This window comes from Anoxybacillus pushchinoensis (assembly GCF_900111795.1).
In the GTDB taxonomy this organism is placed as follows: Bacteria; Bacillota; Bacilli; order Bacillales; family Anoxybacillaceae; genus Anoxybacillus; species Anoxybacillus pushchinoensis.
In genome coordinates this window covers 12,357-28,750 of sequence record NZ_FOJQ01000005.1, presented here as the reverse complement: position 1 = coordinate 28,750, position 16,394 = coordinate 12,357, and the positions used below count along the sequence as shown (strand labels likewise).

The 16,394-nt window shown below is 41.1% G+C and carries 22 protein-coding genes and 2 pseudogenes; 22 read left to right on the top strand and 2 right to left on the bottom strand.

All coding sequences use genetic code 11. From position 1 onward, the window contains the following. The first annotated feature begins 48 nt into the window (after positions 1–48). From BM213_RS02630 to BM213_RS02610, 5 genes and pseudogenes are all read left to right on the top strand, one after another. On the top strand, positions 49–984 hold the full coding sequence (locus BM213_RS02630; protein ID WP_004889570.1) for a PDDEXK family nuclease: 936 nt from the start codon (positions 49–51) through the stop codon (positions 982–984). 60 nt (positions 985–1,044) lie between these two features. Then, a pseudogene (locus BM213_RS02625) lies at positions 1,045–2,169 on the top strand (vitamin B12-dependent ribonucleotide reductase); the annotation flags it as partial. Between the two features lie 159 nt (positions 2,170–2,328). Further along, positions 2,329–2,424: pseudogene (locus BM213_RS02620) on the top strand (spore photoproduct lyase family protein); the annotation flags it as partial. A gap of 71 nt (positions 2,425–2,495) precedes the next feature. Then, positions 2,496–2,924 carry a transcriptional regulator MntR gene (mntR, locus tag BM213_RS02615; RefSeq protein ID WP_003394093.1) on the top strand — a complete coding sequence of 143 codons (429 nt, stop codon included), beginning with the start codon at positions 2,496–2,498 and terminating at the stop codon, positions 2,922–2,924. Between the two features lie 77 nt (positions 2,925–3,001). Further along, the gene (locus tag BM213_RS02610) at positions 3,002–3,880 is read left to right on the top strand and encodes a patatin-like phospholipase family protein (RefSeq protein WP_091700591.1); all 879 of its coding nucleotides are present in this window, start codon (positions 3,002–3,004) and stop codon (positions 3,878–3,880) included. Between the two features lie 23 nt (positions 3,881–3,903). Here BM213_RS02610 and BM213_RS02605 read toward each other — a convergent pair whose 3' ends face one another. Both BM213_RS02605 and BM213_RS02600 read right to left on the bottom strand, forming a co-directional pair. Beyond that, the gene (locus tag BM213_RS02605) at positions 3,904–4,245 is read right to left on the bottom strand and encodes an SA1362 family protein (RefSeq protein WP_091700589.1); all 342 of its coding nucleotides are present in this window, start codon (positions 4,243–4,245) and stop codon (positions 3,904–3,906) included. 20 nt (positions 4,246–4,265) lie between these two features. Continuing rightward, positions 4,266–5,195: a DUF1385 domain-containing protein gene (locus BM213_RS02600; protein WP_091700587.1), complete on the bottom strand. Its 930-nt coding sequence runs from the start codon at positions 5,193–5,195 to the stop codon at positions 4,266–4,268. A gap of 115 nt (positions 5,196–5,310) precedes the next feature. Here BM213_RS02600 and BM213_RS02595 point away from each other — a divergent pair, with 115 nt between their 5' ends. The 17 genes from BM213_RS02595 to nusB all read left to right on the top strand — a co-directional run bounded on the left by BM213_RS02595 (position 5,311) and on the right by nusB (position 16,391). After that, the gene (locus BM213_RS02595) at positions 5,311–5,874 is read left to right on the top strand and encodes a YqhR family membrane protein (protein ID WP_091700585.1); all 564 of its coding nucleotides are present in this window, start codon (positions 5,311–5,313) and stop codon (positions 5,872–5,874) included. 38 nt (positions 5,875–5,912) lie between these two features. Continuing rightward, on the top strand, positions 5,913–6,359 hold the full coding sequence (gene aroQ, locus BM213_RS02590; protein WP_091700583.1) for a type II 3-dehydroquinate dehydratase: 447 nt from the start codon (positions 5,913–5,915) through the stop codon (positions 6,357–6,359). A 2-nt stretch (positions 6,360–6,361) separates the two neighbouring features. Next, positions 6,362–7,423: a M24 family metallopeptidase gene (locus BM213_RS02585; protein ID WP_091700581.1), complete on the top strand. Its 1,062-nt coding sequence runs from the start codon at positions 6,362–6,364 to the stop codon at positions 7,421–7,423. A gap of 19 nt (positions 7,424–7,442) precedes the next feature. Beyond that, entirely contained in the window at positions 7,443–8,000 is a 558-nt protein-coding gene (gene efp, locus BM213_RS02580) for an elongation factor P (protein WP_091700579.1), read from the top strand. 134 nt (positions 8,001–8,134) lie between these two features. After that, positions 8,135–8,407, top strand: a complete 273-nt coding sequence (locus BM213_RS02575; RefSeq protein WP_091700577.1) for a YqhV family protein — start codon at positions 8,135–8,137, stop codon at positions 8,405–8,407. 11 nt (positions 8,408–8,418) lie between these two features. Further along, complete coding sequence (gene spoIIIAA, locus BM213_RS02570; protein ID WP_091700575.1) at positions 8,419–9,345, top strand: stage III sporulation protein AA; 927 nt, start codon at positions 8,419–8,421, stop codon at positions 9,343–9,345. Beyond that, positions 9,346–9,858: a stage III sporulation protein SpoIIIAB gene (gene spoIIIAB, locus BM213_RS02565; RefSeq protein ID WP_091700573.1), complete on the top strand. Its 513-nt coding sequence runs from the start codon at positions 9,346–9,348 to the stop codon at positions 9,856–9,858. 15 nt (positions 9,859–9,873) lie between these two features. Next, complete coding sequence (spoIIIAC, locus tag BM213_RS02560) at positions 9,874–10,080, top strand: stage III sporulation protein AC (RefSeq protein WP_003394116.1); 207 nt, start codon at positions 9,874–9,876, stop codon at positions 10,078–10,080. A 6-nt stretch (positions 10,081–10,086) separates the two neighbouring features. After that, complete coding sequence (spoIIIAD, locus tag BM213_RS02555) at positions 10,087–10,488, top strand: stage III sporulation protein AD (protein WP_171335196.1); 402 nt, start codon at positions 10,087–10,089, stop codon at positions 10,486–10,488. Positions 10,489–10,492: 4 nt separating this feature from the next. Further along, positions 10,493–11,653: a stage III sporulation protein AE gene (gene spoIIIAE, locus BM213_RS02550; protein ID WP_091700571.1), complete on the top strand. Its 1,161-nt coding sequence runs from the start codon at positions 10,493–10,495 to the stop codon at positions 11,651–11,653. A 15-nt stretch (positions 11,654–11,668) separates the two neighbouring features. Beyond that, positions 11,669–12,238, top strand: coding sequence for a stage III sporulation protein AF (gene spoIIIAF, locus BM213_RS02545; RefSeq protein WP_003394123.1), 570 nt, complete (start codon positions 11,669–11,671; stop codon positions 12,236–12,238). A 6-nt stretch (positions 12,239–12,244) separates the two neighbouring features. Further along, positions 12,245–12,811 carry a stage III sporulation protein AG gene (gene spoIIIAG, locus BM213_RS02540; RefSeq protein WP_091700569.1) on the top strand — a complete coding sequence of 189 codons (567 nt, stop codon included), beginning with the start codon at positions 12,245–12,247 and terminating at the stop codon, positions 12,809–12,811. Between the two features lie 12 nt (positions 12,812–12,823). Continuing rightward, entirely contained in the window at positions 12,824–13,417 is a 594-nt protein-coding gene (locus BM213_RS02535) for a SpoIIIAH-like family protein (RefSeq protein WP_091700567.1), read from the top strand. A 190-nt stretch (positions 13,418–13,607) separates the two neighbouring features. After that, positions 13,608–14,099 carry an acetyl-CoA carboxylase biotin carboxyl carrier protein gene (accB, locus tag BM213_RS02530; protein ID WP_091700565.1) on the top strand — a complete coding sequence of 164 codons (492 nt, stop codon included), beginning with the start codon at positions 13,608–13,610 and terminating at the stop codon, positions 14,097–14,099. A 13-nt stretch (positions 14,100–14,112) separates the two neighbouring features. Continuing rightward, positions 14,113–15,465, top strand: a complete 1,353-nt coding sequence (gene accC / locus BM213_RS02525; protein WP_091700563.1) for an acetyl-CoA carboxylase biotin carboxylase subunit — start codon at positions 14,113–14,115, stop codon at positions 15,463–15,465. A 22-nt stretch (positions 15,466–15,487) separates the two neighbouring features. Further along, a complete protein-coding gene (locus BM213_RS02520; protein ID WP_003394137.1) occupies positions 15,488–15,883 on the top strand; it encodes an Asp23/Gls24 family envelope stress response protein in 396 nt (131 codons plus the stop codon). Positions 15,884–16,004: 121 nt separating this feature from the next. Further along, positions 16,005–16,391 (top strand): transcription antitermination factor NusB, encoded by a 387-nt coding sequence (gene nusB / locus BM213_RS02515; protein WP_091700561.1) that lies wholly within the window; start codon positions 16,005–16,007, stop codon positions 16,389–16,391. The last annotated feature ends 3 nt before the right edge of the window (positions 16,392–16,394 follow it).

Here is a 16,394-nt window from a genome sequence, read left to right as displayed (position 1 = left end):
CACACGCTTTAATTATTATTCGTATTTAAAGAGAATTAAGGTGGCGTTATGAACAGGGGATATGCAGGTTTTTATAAAGGACATTATTTACGGAGCTCATATGAATATGCGTATGCCAAATATCTTGATCATCACTCAATTCCTTGGAGCTACGAAGATTGTGTATTTGATATTGGATATAAATTGTATAAACCCGACTTCTTCTTATATGATCAAAAAGGAAAACTTGTTAAAATAGTGGAAATTAAATCGAGAAGTAAAGACGCAAAAAAGAATGCGAGAGAAGCATTGAATATTATTGAGGAACAGCATCATATAAAGTGTGAACTAATCTCTTATGAAGAGCTGCTTGACTTGTATAAAACATTGCCTTTTTCTTTAACATCAACTATTGAGGAATGGATAAAATCAGAAAATACCACTATTAGTAAAGTCGCTTATGGTGAACTTAATGGTCATTATAATTTAAAACATGACGAGGAAACTAAAAAGAAAATAGGAGAGCATACTAGAAGCTTATGGCTATCTAATGGTATAGCAAAACAAAGAATGTTGGAAGGATTAAAAAAGTCAGGTTTAGCTCAGAAAGGAAAAATAAAAAAGCCAAGAGAAACCAGAACTTGTGAAGAGTGTGGAAAGATATTTAAAGTTATCATTACTTCAAAACAAAAGTTTTGCAGTCGAACTTGTGCAGGTCATCGGGCAATTAGGCATGCCACAAACACATATGTTGAAATAAGAAGTGAGGTACACCATAATATACGGGAATATATTATTAAATGGTCAAGAGAAAACTCAGATATAGTTGTTAAAACACCTTTAAACAAAATCAAAACTACTATTCAATCCTTAATTAGGGATATTGAAAGGGAATTTCAAGTTAAAGATCTCAGAGTCATCTCAAAATCAGTATTTGGAGAAGATCGGGGAAGGAAAGAGTTAATTAAATTTATGAAAAGCGTGTGCAATGAAGATGTATGCTGAGCTAACGGGAAATGAACCGTTAGAACTAGGGGATAAAAAGCCCCTAGGGTAACATAACTGGAACAACCACTCGCACCTTATTCTGTGTGCAATTTAGCTGCAATTAATTTGGCGAATATGGTGGATAAGGAGAAGAAAGTTGTCGATTATGAAAAATTAAAGCGGACGGTTGAAGTCGGTGTCCGTATGCAAGATAACGTTATTGATGCAACCCCATACTTCCTTGAGGAAAATAAAAAGCAAGCGCTTGGGGAGCGTCGCATCGGTCTTGGCGTCATGGGACTAGCTGACTTACTTATTTATTGTGAAAAAGAGTATGGCTCCAAAGAGGGTAATCAGTTAGTTGATGAGCTGTTTAAAACGATTGCAACAACGGCATATCGGGCGTCGATTGAACTTGCCAAAGAGAAAGGAAGTTTTCCGTTTTTAGTTGGCGAAACAGAAGAAGAAACGATGAAGTTGCGCGAAGCGTTTATTCACACCGGTTATATGAAAAACATGCCGGAAGATATTCGTCAAGATATTTTAAAATACGGTATTCGTAACTCGCATTTATTAACGGTTGCTCCGACTGGATCCACAGGGACAATGATCGGCGTGTCCACAGGACTTGAACCATATTTTTCCTTTTCTTATTATCGAAGCGGCCGTCTAGGCAAGTTTATTGAAGTGAAGGCGGATATCGTTCAAGAATATTTAGATAAACATCCAGAAGCGGATCCGAACAACTTGCCGCATTGGTTTGTAACCGCCATGGACTTATCGCCAGAAGCGCATGCCGATGTCCAGTGCATTATTCAACGTTGGGTGGATTCAAGTCTCTCGAAAACGGTAAATGCCCCGCGCGGCTATACGGTTGAGCAAGTACAAAAAGTGTACGAGCGGTTATGGCGAGGCGGCGCAAAAGGTGGAACAGTCTATGTCGACGGTAGCCGCGATGCGCAAGTATTAACATTAAAAGCGGAAGAACATGCGGTTGAAGAACAACTGGAGCTCCTTCCAGAAGAACCGAAAAAACGGGCTGTTGCGCTTGTTGAAACGATTCCAGATTTACGCGCAACGGACGTCACGATCGGTTCAGAAGTCGGCAACATTTGCCCGGTATGCCGTGAAGGAACGGTCGAAGAAATCGGTGGCTGCAACACGTGCACAAGTTGCGGAGCGCAATTAAAATGTGGTTTATAATGTAAAAAGGGACGGGAAAAACCCGTTCCTTATTTTATTATGAGTAATAACAAAAATTGTATTTCATCACCTCATGACAATCAAACATACTAACATTGAGGTGATCGAATGAAATCATTTATTCCTCAGCTTGTTTATTTTGAGCCCGAAGCGCTTCATTATCCGCTCGGCTTTATCGTCGCGCCAATTTACATGCATGACGGCTGGGAAGAAGGGTATTTTGAGCTATTTGAACGATTACATGCAAATTTACGTAAATAGTTGTCATGCTTGGTAAACATGTTATAATCATAATGATTACGGATGTTTGTTTAGGAGGGAAACGTATGCCAACACCAAGCATGGAAGATTATATTGAGCAAATTTATATATTGATTGAAGAAAAAGGATATGCCCGTGTATCAGATATTGCCGAGGCATTGTCCGTTCATCCCTCCTCTGTGACAAAAATGGTGCAAAAACTCGATAAAGATGAATATTTAGTATATGAAAAATACAGAGGGCTTGTATTAACGCCAAAAGGTAAAAAAATTGGCAAGCGGCTCGTGTATCGTCACGAATTGCTCGAGCAATTTATGCGTCTTATCGGTGTAGCCGAAGAAAATATTTACCGCGATGTTGAGGGAATTGAACATCATTTAAGTTGGAATGCGATCGATCGCATTGGCGATTTAGTACAATATTTTGAGGAAGACGAATCACGTCTTGAAGCGCTTCGCAACATACAAAAACAAAACGAGCAAGAACAGGCATAACGCGACGCTTGTTCTTTTTTGTTTTTTATGCTCAATGTGCTCCTTTTCTCATACATATATGGCGAGGGGGGAGGAGCGTGGAAATTGATGGCGTATTTTCTGGTGGCGGAGTAAAAGGATTTGCTTTAATTGGAGCATATGAAGCCATTGAAGAAAAAGGATTTCGTTTTAAGCGGCTCGCCGGTACGAGCGCTGGGGCACTCATTGCTTCGTTTATTGCGTCTGGATTTACAAGCAAAGAAATATTAAAGATGATGGAAGAGATGAATTTAACAGATTTTCTTGATGAGCGACAGACGATCATTCCTTATGCCTGGTTAAAATGGCTTCTTCTTTATTGGAAAATGGGGCTTTATAAAGGGGAAAAACTTGAGCAGTGGGTAGCCGAACAGCTTAGTAAAAAAGGGGTGTACACGTTTGCTGATTTGCCCCATGAACGATTGCGTGTTGTCGCTTCGGATTTAACGAACGGAACGATACTTATTTTGCCGGATGATTTACCGAAGTACGGTATTGATCCGCTTCGGTTTTCAGTCGCAAAGGCAGTAAGAATGAGCGTTGGTATTCCTTATTTTTTTGAGCCTGTGAGGCTAAAGACGGATGAGGGAAGGCATATCGTCGTTGATGGTGGCTTACTAAGCAATTTTCCGATTTTTTTATTTGATGAAGAACGGAAAAAACGACCTGTTCTAGGCATCAAACTAAGCGCAAGACAAGCGCAAAAAGCCAAAAAGAAAATTAACAATGCCATTGATTTGTATGAAGCGTTGTTTCAAACGATGCGCGAGGCACACGATGAACGATATATTTCACGCCGTCATGAAAAAAACATTATTTTTCTTCCTGTAAAACATGTTGTCGCAACAGATTTTTCGATGACAGATGAAGAAAAAAAGAAGCTCATTTCGTTTGGAAAAGAGCGGACGGAACAATTTTTAAAAACATGGACGTATTAAACGTATGAAAGAAAAAAATCGGGTTAAAAAGAGGCCCGATTTTTTTTCTTTCCTTTTTTGCCTTCAATTACTGTTAAATGGGTGGCGTGCTTTTTCTTTAAAGCGGTTGGGCGCGGTTGTTTTTTCGACGTCGGCTTCGTTTTTTGATGGTGGAGTTTTTTCGATTGTTTAACCGCTTTTTGATATGAATGATCGAAACGCTGTCTTTGTATCCATTTGTATATGGCGTAAAAAACAGCTACAACAAACACGATAAAAAATACTTGCTTCAACAATTGAATCGGATCGTTCCATAAACGATAAGTCAAGCCAAATATAGCTAATACAATAAGCAAAGTAATAAGTGGGAATGGGCGCCGACGCAATCGATCCACCTCCTTTATCGTTACACCACTTCTTCTTGCTGTTTCGTCGCTTCTCCCTCTAATTCAAGCAACCGTTGAAATGATGCGATCGCCACTTCTACTTGATCATCAGTCGGCTCTTTCGTGGTGAGTAGTTGCAACCATAAACCCGGATAACCGAGCCAACGTAATACAGGAACATGTCGCAATGCATTTGTTGCTTGTAGCACTTCAAAGGATAGCCCTAGCACGACAGGAATGAGTGCTAATCGGTTCAATACTCGCACCCAAAGTGGCTCTGTTGGCACGAACATGTAAACGAATACGCCGATGAAAACGGTGAATAAAATGAAACTACTGCCGCAACGATAATGAAGGCGCGATTGTTGTTGTACATGTTCAACGGTCAGCGGCAAACTATGCTCGTAGGCATTAATTACTTTATGTTCTGCTCCGTGATATTGAAACAGTCGTTTTACAAGTGGCGTGAGCGAAATAAAGTAAATATAACCTAGAAGTAAAAGAAGCTTAAAAAACCCTTCAACAAGAATTTGAGCCATATTCGATGAAAAAATCGGTCTCGTTAACTCAGCTAAAAATACAGGAATAAGTGTGAAAATAAATTTCCCAAATAGGAACGATAAAACACCGACTAGCGCCACGCCTAAAATCATCGTCCATTTCGATGGCGATTCCGCTTGCAAAGTTTCATCTTCATGTGGATCAAGATCATATCGTTCACTTGAAAACTGCAAATGTTTTGACCCGTTTGCGCTTGCTTGAATAATCGCAAAAATGCCGCGAAGAAACGGAATTTTTTTCAATGAAGCAAGCGTCTTGTTTGTTTGGCGCGGAACGTGAAAATATTCTATCGACCCGTCTTTTCGACGAATAGCTGTGACGGAATGGTTGCGCCCTGCAAACATCACACCTTCAATGACTGCTTGCCCGCCGTATACGTTTTTGTTCATGAGAAGACACCAACCTATTTTCTTTTTTCTTATATTCTACAAGAAAACGATAAAAACCTCTAGGTCGATGTATCGTTTGTATTTGTATTGTTGCCAAAAATAAGAAACAATACACATGAGATCCAACATTTTGGACAAGATAAAAACGGAGGTGATTGCTGTGCAAACAAAAACGAAACGAGACGCACAACTCGAACAAAATAAAAGGGAAAAGCCAATGTCTGTTTTAGCAAAAGTTGCATTGATTGGTTTTATTGGAGGTGTGTTTTGGAGTTTCCTCGCATACTGTGCTTATTTTTTCCATTTTACAGAAGTAGCGCCAAATTTCATTTTGCAACCATGGGCAGTCGGTGATTGGAAAAACGGAGCGCTCGGTCAGACGATTGCGATTTTGTTCATTGGGATTGTTTCTGTTGTTGCCGCGTTTGTATACTATGCTTTTTTTAAAAATCGTCAAGGTATTTGGCCAGGTGTCGCTTTCGGCATCGGGTTATGGGTGCTTGTTTTTTACGTATTAAATCCGATTTTTCCTCAATTAAAAGCCGTTCCACAACTTGAGCGAAATACGGTTGTCACGATGGTATGCTTTTACATTTTATATGGTGTATTCATCGGATATTCCATTTCTTTTGAAGTGACGGAGATGAGGCGACAAAAACAGGCCGATGTGGTAAAATAACCATATGTATTTTCATCAGCAAAGGGGGGAGAGGGGGAATGGCTCGATTCCTCCTTTTAAACGGTCCGAATTTAAATCGTCTCGGCATGAGGGAGCCACACATTTATGGGCATACGACACTTGCACAACTAGAAAAACAGCTAACAGAATTTGCTAGTGAATATGAAGTAGAGTTAACGTGCTATCAAAGCAATTATGAAGGTGCGTTAATTGATCAAATTCATCGGGCGGAATCGTTATATGATGGGATCATTTTCAATCCCGGAGCGTTTACGCATTACAGTTATGCCTTGCGTGATGCAATTGCAAGCATACAAACGCCAGTCATTGAAGTACATATTTCAAATATTCACGCAAGAGAGCCGTTTCGTCATCAATCTGTTCTTGCTCCTGTGACGGCCGGGCAAATTGTCGGTCTTGGTGTGAACGGATACCGATTGGCGATTTTAGCGTTGCTTGATATAGTTGAAGGGAAGGGGAAATAACGTTGGATAAATTACAAAAGCTTCGCGCACAATTTAATGAACATGGCATTGACGGATTTCTTATTACAAATGAATATAACCGTCGCTATATGACGAATTTTACAGGAACGGCAGGTGTTGTTTTAATTAGCGAAACAGACGCCGTATTCATTACAGATTTTCGCTACGTTGAACAAGCGACAAGACAAATTGAAGGATATGAAATTGTGCAACATACGCAAACGCTTATTGAAGAAGTAGCAAAACAAGTGGAGCGATTAGGTATTAAAAAACTCGGTTTTGAACAAGATGACATGTCGTATGCTACGTTTTCATCATATGCAAAAACAGTAAAAGCAACGCTCGTTCCGGTTTCCGGTGCGGTTGAAAAGTTGCGCTTGATTAAGTCGGAAGCAGAGATTAAGATATTAAAGGAAGCAGCCGAGATTGCCGATGCCGCCTTTCGTCATATTCTTGATTTTATTCGCCCGGGTGTGCGTGAAATAGATGTGGCAAATGAATTAGAGTTTTTTATGCGTAAACAAGGTGCGACAAGCTCGTCTTTTGACATGATTGTTGCTTCTGGTGTGCGTTCAGCATTGCCTCATGGGGTGGCAACAAATAAAGTCATTGAAAAAGGCGAGCTCGTCACGCTCGATTTTGGCGCATATTACAATGGGTATTGCTCGGACATTACGAGAACGATCGCAGTTGGGGATGTAAGCGACGAGCTAAAGCGTATATATGACGTCGTGTTGCAAGCGCAGCTTCGCGGTGTTGAACATATTCGTCCAGGAATGACAGGCCGAGAGGCAGATGCGCTTACGCGCGATTACATTTCTGCTTGCGGATTCGGTGAATATTTTGGTCATTCAACAGGCCATGGGCTCGGTATGGAAGTACATGAAATGCCGGCGCTGTCGATGCGTTCGGATACTGTGCTAGAGCCGGGGATGGTTGTGACGGTTGAACCGGGTATTTACATAGCGGGATTAGGCGGTGTTCGCATTGAAGATGACATCGTCATTACAGAAAACGGCAATGAACGGCTCACTCTTTCGCCAAAAGAACTGATCATTTTATAGACGGTAGGAGGAAATGAACATGATTTCAGTAAACGATTTTCGCACAGGTTTAACGATTGAAGTAGATGGTGACATTTGGCGTGTCATCGAGTTCCAACACGTCAAGCCAGGAAAAGGAGCTGCGTTCGTTCGCTCAAAACTTCGTAACTTGCGCACCGGCGCGATTCAAGAAAAAACGTTCCGCGCAGGTGAGAAAGTAAGCAAAGCACAAATTGACAATCGCAAAATGCAATATTTATATGCAAACGGCGATCAGCACGTGTTCATGGATATGGAATCATATGAGCAAATTGAGCTTCCGGCTAAACAAATTGAGTATGAATTGAAGTTTTTAAAAGAAAACATGGAAGTGTTCATTATGATGTACCAAGGCGAAACGATTGGTGTCGAATTGCCAAACACAGTTGAATTAAAAGTCGTTGAAACAGAGCCAGGCATTAAAGGAGACACGGCATCAGGTGGCTCAAAACCAGCGACGTTAGAGACAGGTCTTGTCGTTCAAGTACCGTTCTTCGTCAACGAAGGCGATGTGTTAATTATTAATACGACAGACGGCACATACGTATCACGTGCATAATAAAAAGTAATCGTCCTGCGAAAAAGCAGGGCGATTTTTTTATTTGTACATCCCCACAAATTTTTCTTTCTATACTTCTGAATTCGCTTGGTTCAGCATACGTTGTACTAGCACTGTTGTACAAGGAGGATGCGATGAAAATTGATGCAACGGTTTGGACGATGGCGGGTTTACGGTTTTTATCTGCGGCGATTGAATTAAGTGCAGCAATTGTTATGTTGTCGCTTAATGATGTAAAAAAGGCGATTGCGGTCAATACATTGCTTGCGGTTGTCGGTCCAACCATTTTTTTCGTTGTTATGATGGTTGGGCTTGTTGCCGTAGCAAATGAATTATCTTTATTTAAATTCATATGGATCGGCGCTGGGGTTGTATGTATATTGGTAGGTATTTATGTCGTCAAATGAGGGGGGAGAGGATGAAAGTAGTGTTCGATATGTTGCCTAAGGCGCTCGTTGATGCGATCCAACTGTTGCCAGTTGCTGTGCAGATTAACACGATCGAGGAAATTCGTATCCGTATTCATCGACCGCTTGAAATTATCGCGAGCGGGAGGTCGTACATATGCCCACATGTCGTACAAATGGGAGAAGGGATTGAACTATTGAATAAATTAAGCCAATACTCTCTTTATGCGATCGAAGAAGAACTAAAAAAAGGGTACATTACCATTCAAGGCGGACACCGGGTCGGTTTAGCTGGAAAAGTGATTACAGACGGTGGAAAAGTTAAGGCGATTCGGCAAGTGACGTCGTTTAACATTCGCATAGCTCGGCAACAGATTGGTATCGCTTCCCCCCTTCTTCCTTATTTGTATGATCGTCGATGGCTTAATACGATCATCATTGGCGCTCCACAAACAGGAAAAACAACATTACTGCGCGATATTGCTCGGATCATCAGCACAGGGGTAACAGAGAAGCATATTGCCCCGAGAAAAGTCGGTATCGTCGATGAACGTTCAGAAATTGCTGGTTGTGTCAAAGGCATTCCACAATTTACATTCGGTTATCGCATCGATGTGCTCGATGCGTGTCCAAAGGCAGAGGGGATGATGATGATGATTCGTTCCATGAGCCCGGACGTTCTTGTTGTTGATGAAATTGGGAGCGAAGCAGATTGTATCGCGATTTTAGAAGCGGTTCATGCAGGAGTGGGCTTATTTATGACAGCGCACGGTCGACATATAGACGATATAATGAAGCGCCCGTCATTGCGCCCGATTATGGAACAAGCTGTGTTTGAGCGCTTTGTGGAATTAACAAATGTCGGTCTCCCCGGAACGATTCAAGCGATTCGCGATCGTAGCGGGCGCGATATATACCGAAAGATGAGCGTGATGTAAATGAAATGGATCGGAGCTGTGTGCATTATATTAGCGACAACATGGTCAGGGTTTGAAGCGTCCCGCCTTTTGCGTGAGCGTACAAGGCAATTACGCCAATTAAAAATGGCGTTGCAATCGCTTGAGGCGGAAATTATGTACGGACATACGCCGTTAACGGAAGCGGCTGTACGGCTTTCACAACAACTATCACGACCGCTGTCATGGTTATTTGAAACGTTTGCACAAAAGTTACAAGAAGGAATGATGAGCGCCCGTCAAGCATGGGAAGAAAGTTTACAGGAAGTATGGAAAATGACTGCATTGAAAGAAGGCGAACTCGAAATTATGAAACAGTTTGGCGAGACGCTCGGACAATACGATCATGAAATCCAACAAAATTATATTCGTTTAACGATGGTTCATTTAGAGAGAGAAGAAGGAGATGCGATTGAACAACAACAACGCTACGAAAAAATGATGAAAAGTTTAGGCGTATTAACGGGCATTCTCATCGTGCTTTTACTCATATAGAGGAGGACATTCAAAATGGGTGTTGACGTCGATTTAATTTTCCGCATCGCTGGAGTAGGCATAGTCGTTGCGCTGTTGCATACGATTTTAGAAGGATTCGGAAAAAAGGAATATGCTCAATGGGTGACATTATTAGGTTTTATTTACATTTTGTTTTTAGTCATTTCGATCGTTCAAGATTTATTTCAAAAAATTAAATCGGTTTTTTTGTTTCAAAGTTAGGAGGGAATACCCATTGATATTTTACAAATTGTCGGGCTTGGATTAATTGCGACGTTTTTAGTAACGATTTTAAACGAACATAAATCGAACATTTCTCTTTTGTTGACCGTATTTGTCGGGACTGTTATTTTTTTATTTTTACTTGATCGCATTCAAGATATTTTTCGTATGGTTCAGACGTTAGCAAACGAAGCGCGCGTTCAAACCGTATACGTCGAGACGATTTTAAAAATTATCGGTATCGCTTACATTGCTGAATTTGGCGCACAAATTTCAAAAGATGCCGGACAAGGGGCGATTGCTGGGAAAATTGAACTTGGTGGAAAAATTTTAATTTTAGCGATGGCCATTCCGATTTTGACTGCTCTCATTGAAACGATTTTAAGTTTTCTTCCGATGAAGGGGTGATGACATGAGGCGCGCTCCAATTTTATTTTTCTTTCTCTTTTTTTTCTTGCCTTGTATTGTACAAGCATCACCAACGACGAATGAGCTAGTGAAACAACAAGCGGAACAAGCGGGTGTAGAGTCGATTAAACAATATTGGGACCATATTGTCCAACAGTATGGAGGATTGTTGCCAGAAAGTCAAAAAGGTTCTTTTTGGCAGTTTATAAATGGGGAGAAAGAGCTGTCGCTAAGCGAATGGTTGCGAGCGTTTATCAAATTTTTATTGTACGAGCTTATGGCGAATGGAAAATTGCTTGGCACGCTTATTTTATTAACGGTGTTTAGCCTGTTTTTACAGTCGCTACAAAACGCTTTTTCACATCATGCCGTCAGCAAAGTCGCACATGCAGTTGTTTATATGGTACTTATGATTATCGCGTTAAATAGTTTTCATGTTGCCGTGACATATGCAAAAGAAGCTATTCAAACGATGACAAGTTTTATGATCGCTCTTTTGCCCATTTTACTTGCGCTTATGGCGTCGTCAGGTGGCATTGTATCTGTAGCTTTTTTTCATCCGATCGTCTTGTTTTTTATGAATATGACAGGAATGATAATTGAACATTTTTCGTTACCACTTTTGTTTTTAGCGACAATTTTAAGCATCGTCAGTTTATTAAGTGAACATTATAAAGCGACCAAATTGGCAGATTTGTTGCGCAACATTAGCATCGGTTCACTCGGTATGATGCTTACCATTTTTTTTGGCGTTCTGTCTGTTAAAGGTACTACGACAGCAATTGCCGACGGGGTTGCTATACGGGCAGCAAAATTTGTGACAGGAAACTTTATACCTATTATCGGACGAATGTTTACCGATGCGGCAGACACAGTCGTAACAGCTTCTATCTTGTTAAAAAATACAGTCGGTTTGTTTGGTGTTGTGTTGCTGCTTCTTATCGCAGCGTTTCCAGCGATCAAAATTTTAGTCATCGCTCTTATTTATCAACTAGCTGCAGCGATATTACAACCGTTAGGTGGAGGCATTGTCATTTCCTGCTTGAGCGTGATGAGTAAAAGCATCATGTATGTGCTCGTGGCGCTCATGATCGTATCACTTATGTTTTTCTTAAGTATGACCGTTATCATTGCGGCAGGAAATTTAACGATGATGGTTCGTTGAGAGGAGAATGAGACTGTGGGACTATTGACTGAATGGATTTCGCACATCATTACATTTATTTTGCTTGCTGTCGTCATAGAACTTATTTTGCCAAACGGTTCATTCCAAAAGTATGTCAAAATGGTCGTCGGTTTGTTATTTATTTTCATCTTGTTTTCCCCGCTTTTTCGGTTATTTCACGGAGACGTAGATACGTGGCTTGCTTCCATTCAGCAACAACCAAACGAAACGTTTGAAAATGACATAGAAAAAAAGAAAAAAGAAATACAAGCCTCACAACGTGCATATATTTTAGAACAAATGGCTGTCCAGCTGAAAAACATAGCGGCTGAGGAGTTGATGCGCACATATGGTTTAATCGTTACAGACATTTCATTCACGATCGGGGAGTCGGAACAAAATCCACCTCCGATTGAGTCAATTACGGTTGAGTTAGCCGAGGAAGCAGCTTCTGTCGTAAAGCCGATTCGCATTCAATCGACGACGCCACCAACAGATCGACATGATGACATCGCTCGCTTTTTAGCAAACATGTGGGAAGTTGATCCGCAAATGATTACAGTTCATCTCGAGAGGAGGGAGTAAGGAGGGTTGAAACAATGGATTGAAAAAAACGGCCTCATCGCGCTTACTTTAGTAGTTGGCTTGTCCTTTATGCTATTTGGCAACGTGTTCAAATTTCCATCGTCAAAAGAAGTGCCGCAGGAACGAGCTGAAACAGTATTTCGTCAAACCGATGAAGAGAAAAAACTAAAACAAATTGCAGATTACGAAGAACGGTATGAACAGCAATTAAAGGAAGCGCTTGAAGCCATTGTTGGAGTAGGCGAAGTGAAAGTAATCGTGAATGTCGATGCTACAGAACAAAACGTACTTGAAAAAAATGCTACCGTTCAGAAAAAGCGAACGATGGAAGAAGATAAAGAAGGCGGGAAGCGTCAAATTGAAGATGTGGCAACAGATGAAAAAATCGTCATTGTGCGCAAAGGAGACGAAGAAAAGCCGCTTATTTTACAAACGAAAAAACCCGAAATTCGTGGGGTGCTTGTCGTTGCTAAAGGAGCCGATCAAGTGCAAGTGAAAAAATGGATTGTAGAAGCGGTGACGAGAACGTTAAACGTTCCGAGCCATCGCGTTGCTGTTTTACCAAAAAAATAAGGGGGAACACATATGTTGAAAAAGCAAACCGTTTGGTTATTAACGATGTTTAGTTTAGTTGTCGTGCTATCGGTGTACTATGTCACGAGTCCACAGCTTACAGAGCAAGTAGCGTTTGAACAAAAATCAGAAGAAACAGATTTAAAGCCGACGGATGAAGCGATGAAAGGAGAAACAGATTTAAAGCCGACGGATGAAGCGATGAAGGGAGAAACAGCAACCGAAGCAGAAATTACCGTTGAGCAAAGCAACATAGCAAGCGACGATTTATTTACAGCCCTTCGTCTAGAAATTGAAGATGAGCGAAGCAAATTGCGCCAAGATTTGAATGCTATTGTCGCTTCCAATAACGTCTCCGCTGAGGAAAAAAGTAAAGCAATTGATCAGTTGCAACAGCTATCGAATGTTGCAGAAAAAGAAGCTGTGCTCGAAACGTTAATTAAATCAAAAGGATACGATGACGCACTCGTTCGCGTCCATGAAAACCAAGTGCATATTACTGTAAAAGCAAAAGAACATTCGAAAAAGGCAGCGAATGAAATCATTCAGCTCGTTCAAAGCGAACTCGGCCGCGTACAAGACGTAGCTGTGCGATTCCAAAAATAACCGGATACCCGGTTATTTTTTTTTCGGTTGAAAACCGATTTTATAATACTATATAATAATAATTGTTTTTATGACTAGATATAAATTTTCTAACATTTTCTTATCATTTTATTGAATAATGGAAAAGGTGTGTCGTATCATGGTATTGTATAATCTTTTCTACAAATGATGGGGCGAGGGGTGTAAGTCGATGTTGAAAATTCAAGAAATTCGCGAATTAATCCGATTAGTAAACGAGTCAAACATTGTGGAGTTTGTATACGAGCACGATGGCTCCAAAATTAAAATGAAAAAAGCTGGAGCAGCTGAACAAGTCGTCGTTGCTCCACCGAAAGTAGACGTGCCGCCGGCAGCTGTTGTTCAACAACCAACACCAGTTGTCGAAAAAGTAGAAGTGAAAGAGGAAGTGAAGCAAGAAAAGCCGGCTGTTTCGACAGAAAATTTACATACTATTACGTCGCCGATGGTCGGTACGTTTTATGCGGCGCCATCACCAGATGCAGCACCGTACGTGAAAGTCGGCGACAAAGTGAAGAAAGGTACGATTGTATGTATCGTTGAGGCGATGAAATTATTTAACGAAATTGAAGCGGAAGTGGACGGGGAAATTGTAGAAGTGCTTGTGAAAAACGGCCAGCTCGTCGAGTATGGACAACCTTTATTCCTTGTGAAGCCTGAATAAAGGAGCGATAGTCATGATAAAAAAATTGTTAATTGCCAACCGTGGAGAAATTGCAGTTCGGATCATTCGGGCGTGCAAAGAGCTTGGCATCGAGACGGTCGCCGTATTTTCGGAAGCCGATCGTGAGGCGCTTCATGTACAATTGGCGGACGAAGCATATTGTATCGGTCCGAAAACGTCTAAAGATAGCTACTTAAACTTCACAAACATCATGAGCGTAGCGACGTTAACTCAATGCGACGCGATTCATCCAGGATATGGATTTTTAGCTGAAAATGCTGATTTTGCTGAGCTATGTAGAGAATGTAACATCACATTTGTCGGACCGAGTCCGGAAGCGATTACAAAAATGGGGACAAAGGATGTTGCACGCGAAACGATGAGGCAAGCTGGGGTACCGATCGTTCCTGGATCACAAGGAATTATCGAAAGCGTCGATGAAGCGATTGCACTAGCGAATGAAATCGGGTATCCTGTTATTATTAAGGCAACAGCAGGTGGTGGCGGAAAAGGTATTCGTGTCGCTCGAAATGAACAAGAGCTTATAAAAGGAATTACGATCACGCAACAAGAAGCAGCAACTGCGTTCGGAAATCCAGGCGTATATATCGAAAAGTATATTGAAGATTTTCGACATGTGGAAATTCAAGTGCTCGCAGACACATACGGAAACGTCATTCATCTCGGCGAGCGCGATTGTACGATTCAACGCCGTTTACAAAAGCTGTTAGAAGAAACTCCATCTCCTGTGCTCGATGAACAGATGCGTCAGCAAATGGGAGAAGCAGCGGTGAAAGCAGCACAAGCTGTTCAGTACACAGGGGCAGGGACGGTGGAATTTATTTACGATTATCGCAACCGACAGTTTTATTTTATGGAGATGAACACGCGCATTCAAGTTGAGCATCCTGTAACAGAAATGGTGACAGGCGTTGATTTAATTAAAGAGCAAATTCGCGTCGCATCAGGCGAAAAACTATCGTTGAAGCAAGAAGACGTTACTTTCAACGGTTGGTCGATTGAATGTCGCATTAATGCCGAAAACCCTTCGAAAAACTTTATGCCATCAGCAGGAAAAATACAGATGTATTTGCCGCCGGGTGGGTTTGGTGTGCGTGTCGATTCTGCGGCTTATCCAGGCTATACGATTCCGCCATATTACGATTCGATGATCGCAAAGCTTATCGTTCATGCGCCGACGCGCGAGGAAGCGATCGCTCGGATGAAGCGTGCCTTAAGTGAATTTGTCATCGAGGGAGTTCATACGACGATTCCGTTTCATTTAAAATTGCTTGAACATGAAAAATTTGTTGAAGGAAACTTTAATACAAAGTTTTTAGAAACATACGATGTAATGAGCTCTTAAACGATAAAGGAGGGGATTCGTTATGTCTGAGCATGTATTAGAAATGGAAAATGGACATAACAGCTTAGGTAGAGTAGAGATTGCGCCGGAGGTGATTGAAGTCATCGCTGGTATTGCAGCTTCTGAAATTGAAGGGGTTGCACAAATGCGCGGCAACTTTGCGGCAGGTGTCGTTGAAAAATTAGGTAAAAAAAATCACGGAAAAGGTGTAAAGGTCGACTTAACAGATCGTGGCATCATCATCGATATTTATTGTGTGATGAATTTTGGAGTATCGATCCCAACTGTCTCACAAAAAATTCAAGAAAACGTTCGGCAAGCATTGCTGACGATGACAGGATTAGAGACAGCTGAAGTGAACGTTCATGTCGTCGGTGTTCAGTTTGAAACACCAAAAGTGGAGGCGGAAGTCGAGTAAAGAAAAAGGGCAATCTCGTTTAGGAGATCGCCCTTTCTCGTTGTATGAGTGTTTTCTTTTATCGAAATATGGTATGATCATGATATGATTTTCGACAATATAATTAGAAAGGGTTTTGGTCATGAAACGGCATACAGCAAGAGAAAAAGCGTTGCAAGCATTGTTTCAAATTGACGTTGGAGGCATTGATCCACATGCAGCAATTGCAAACGTCGTTGAAGCAGAAACGGATCCATTTATGGAAATGCTCGTTCTAGGTGTCGTTGAACATCAAAAAGAAATTGATGACTTATTGCGTCAACATTTAGAAAAATGGACGTTAGAACGCGTTGCAAACGTTGATCGTTCCATTTTACGAATGGCTGTATTCGAAATGAAATATATGGATGACATCCCGTTAAGTGTAAGTATGGATGAAGCTATTGAATTAGCAAAAGTGTTTGGTGATGAAAAATCAAGTCGCTTTATTAACGGCGTACTTGCAAAAATAAAAGAAGCATTGTCTTAAACA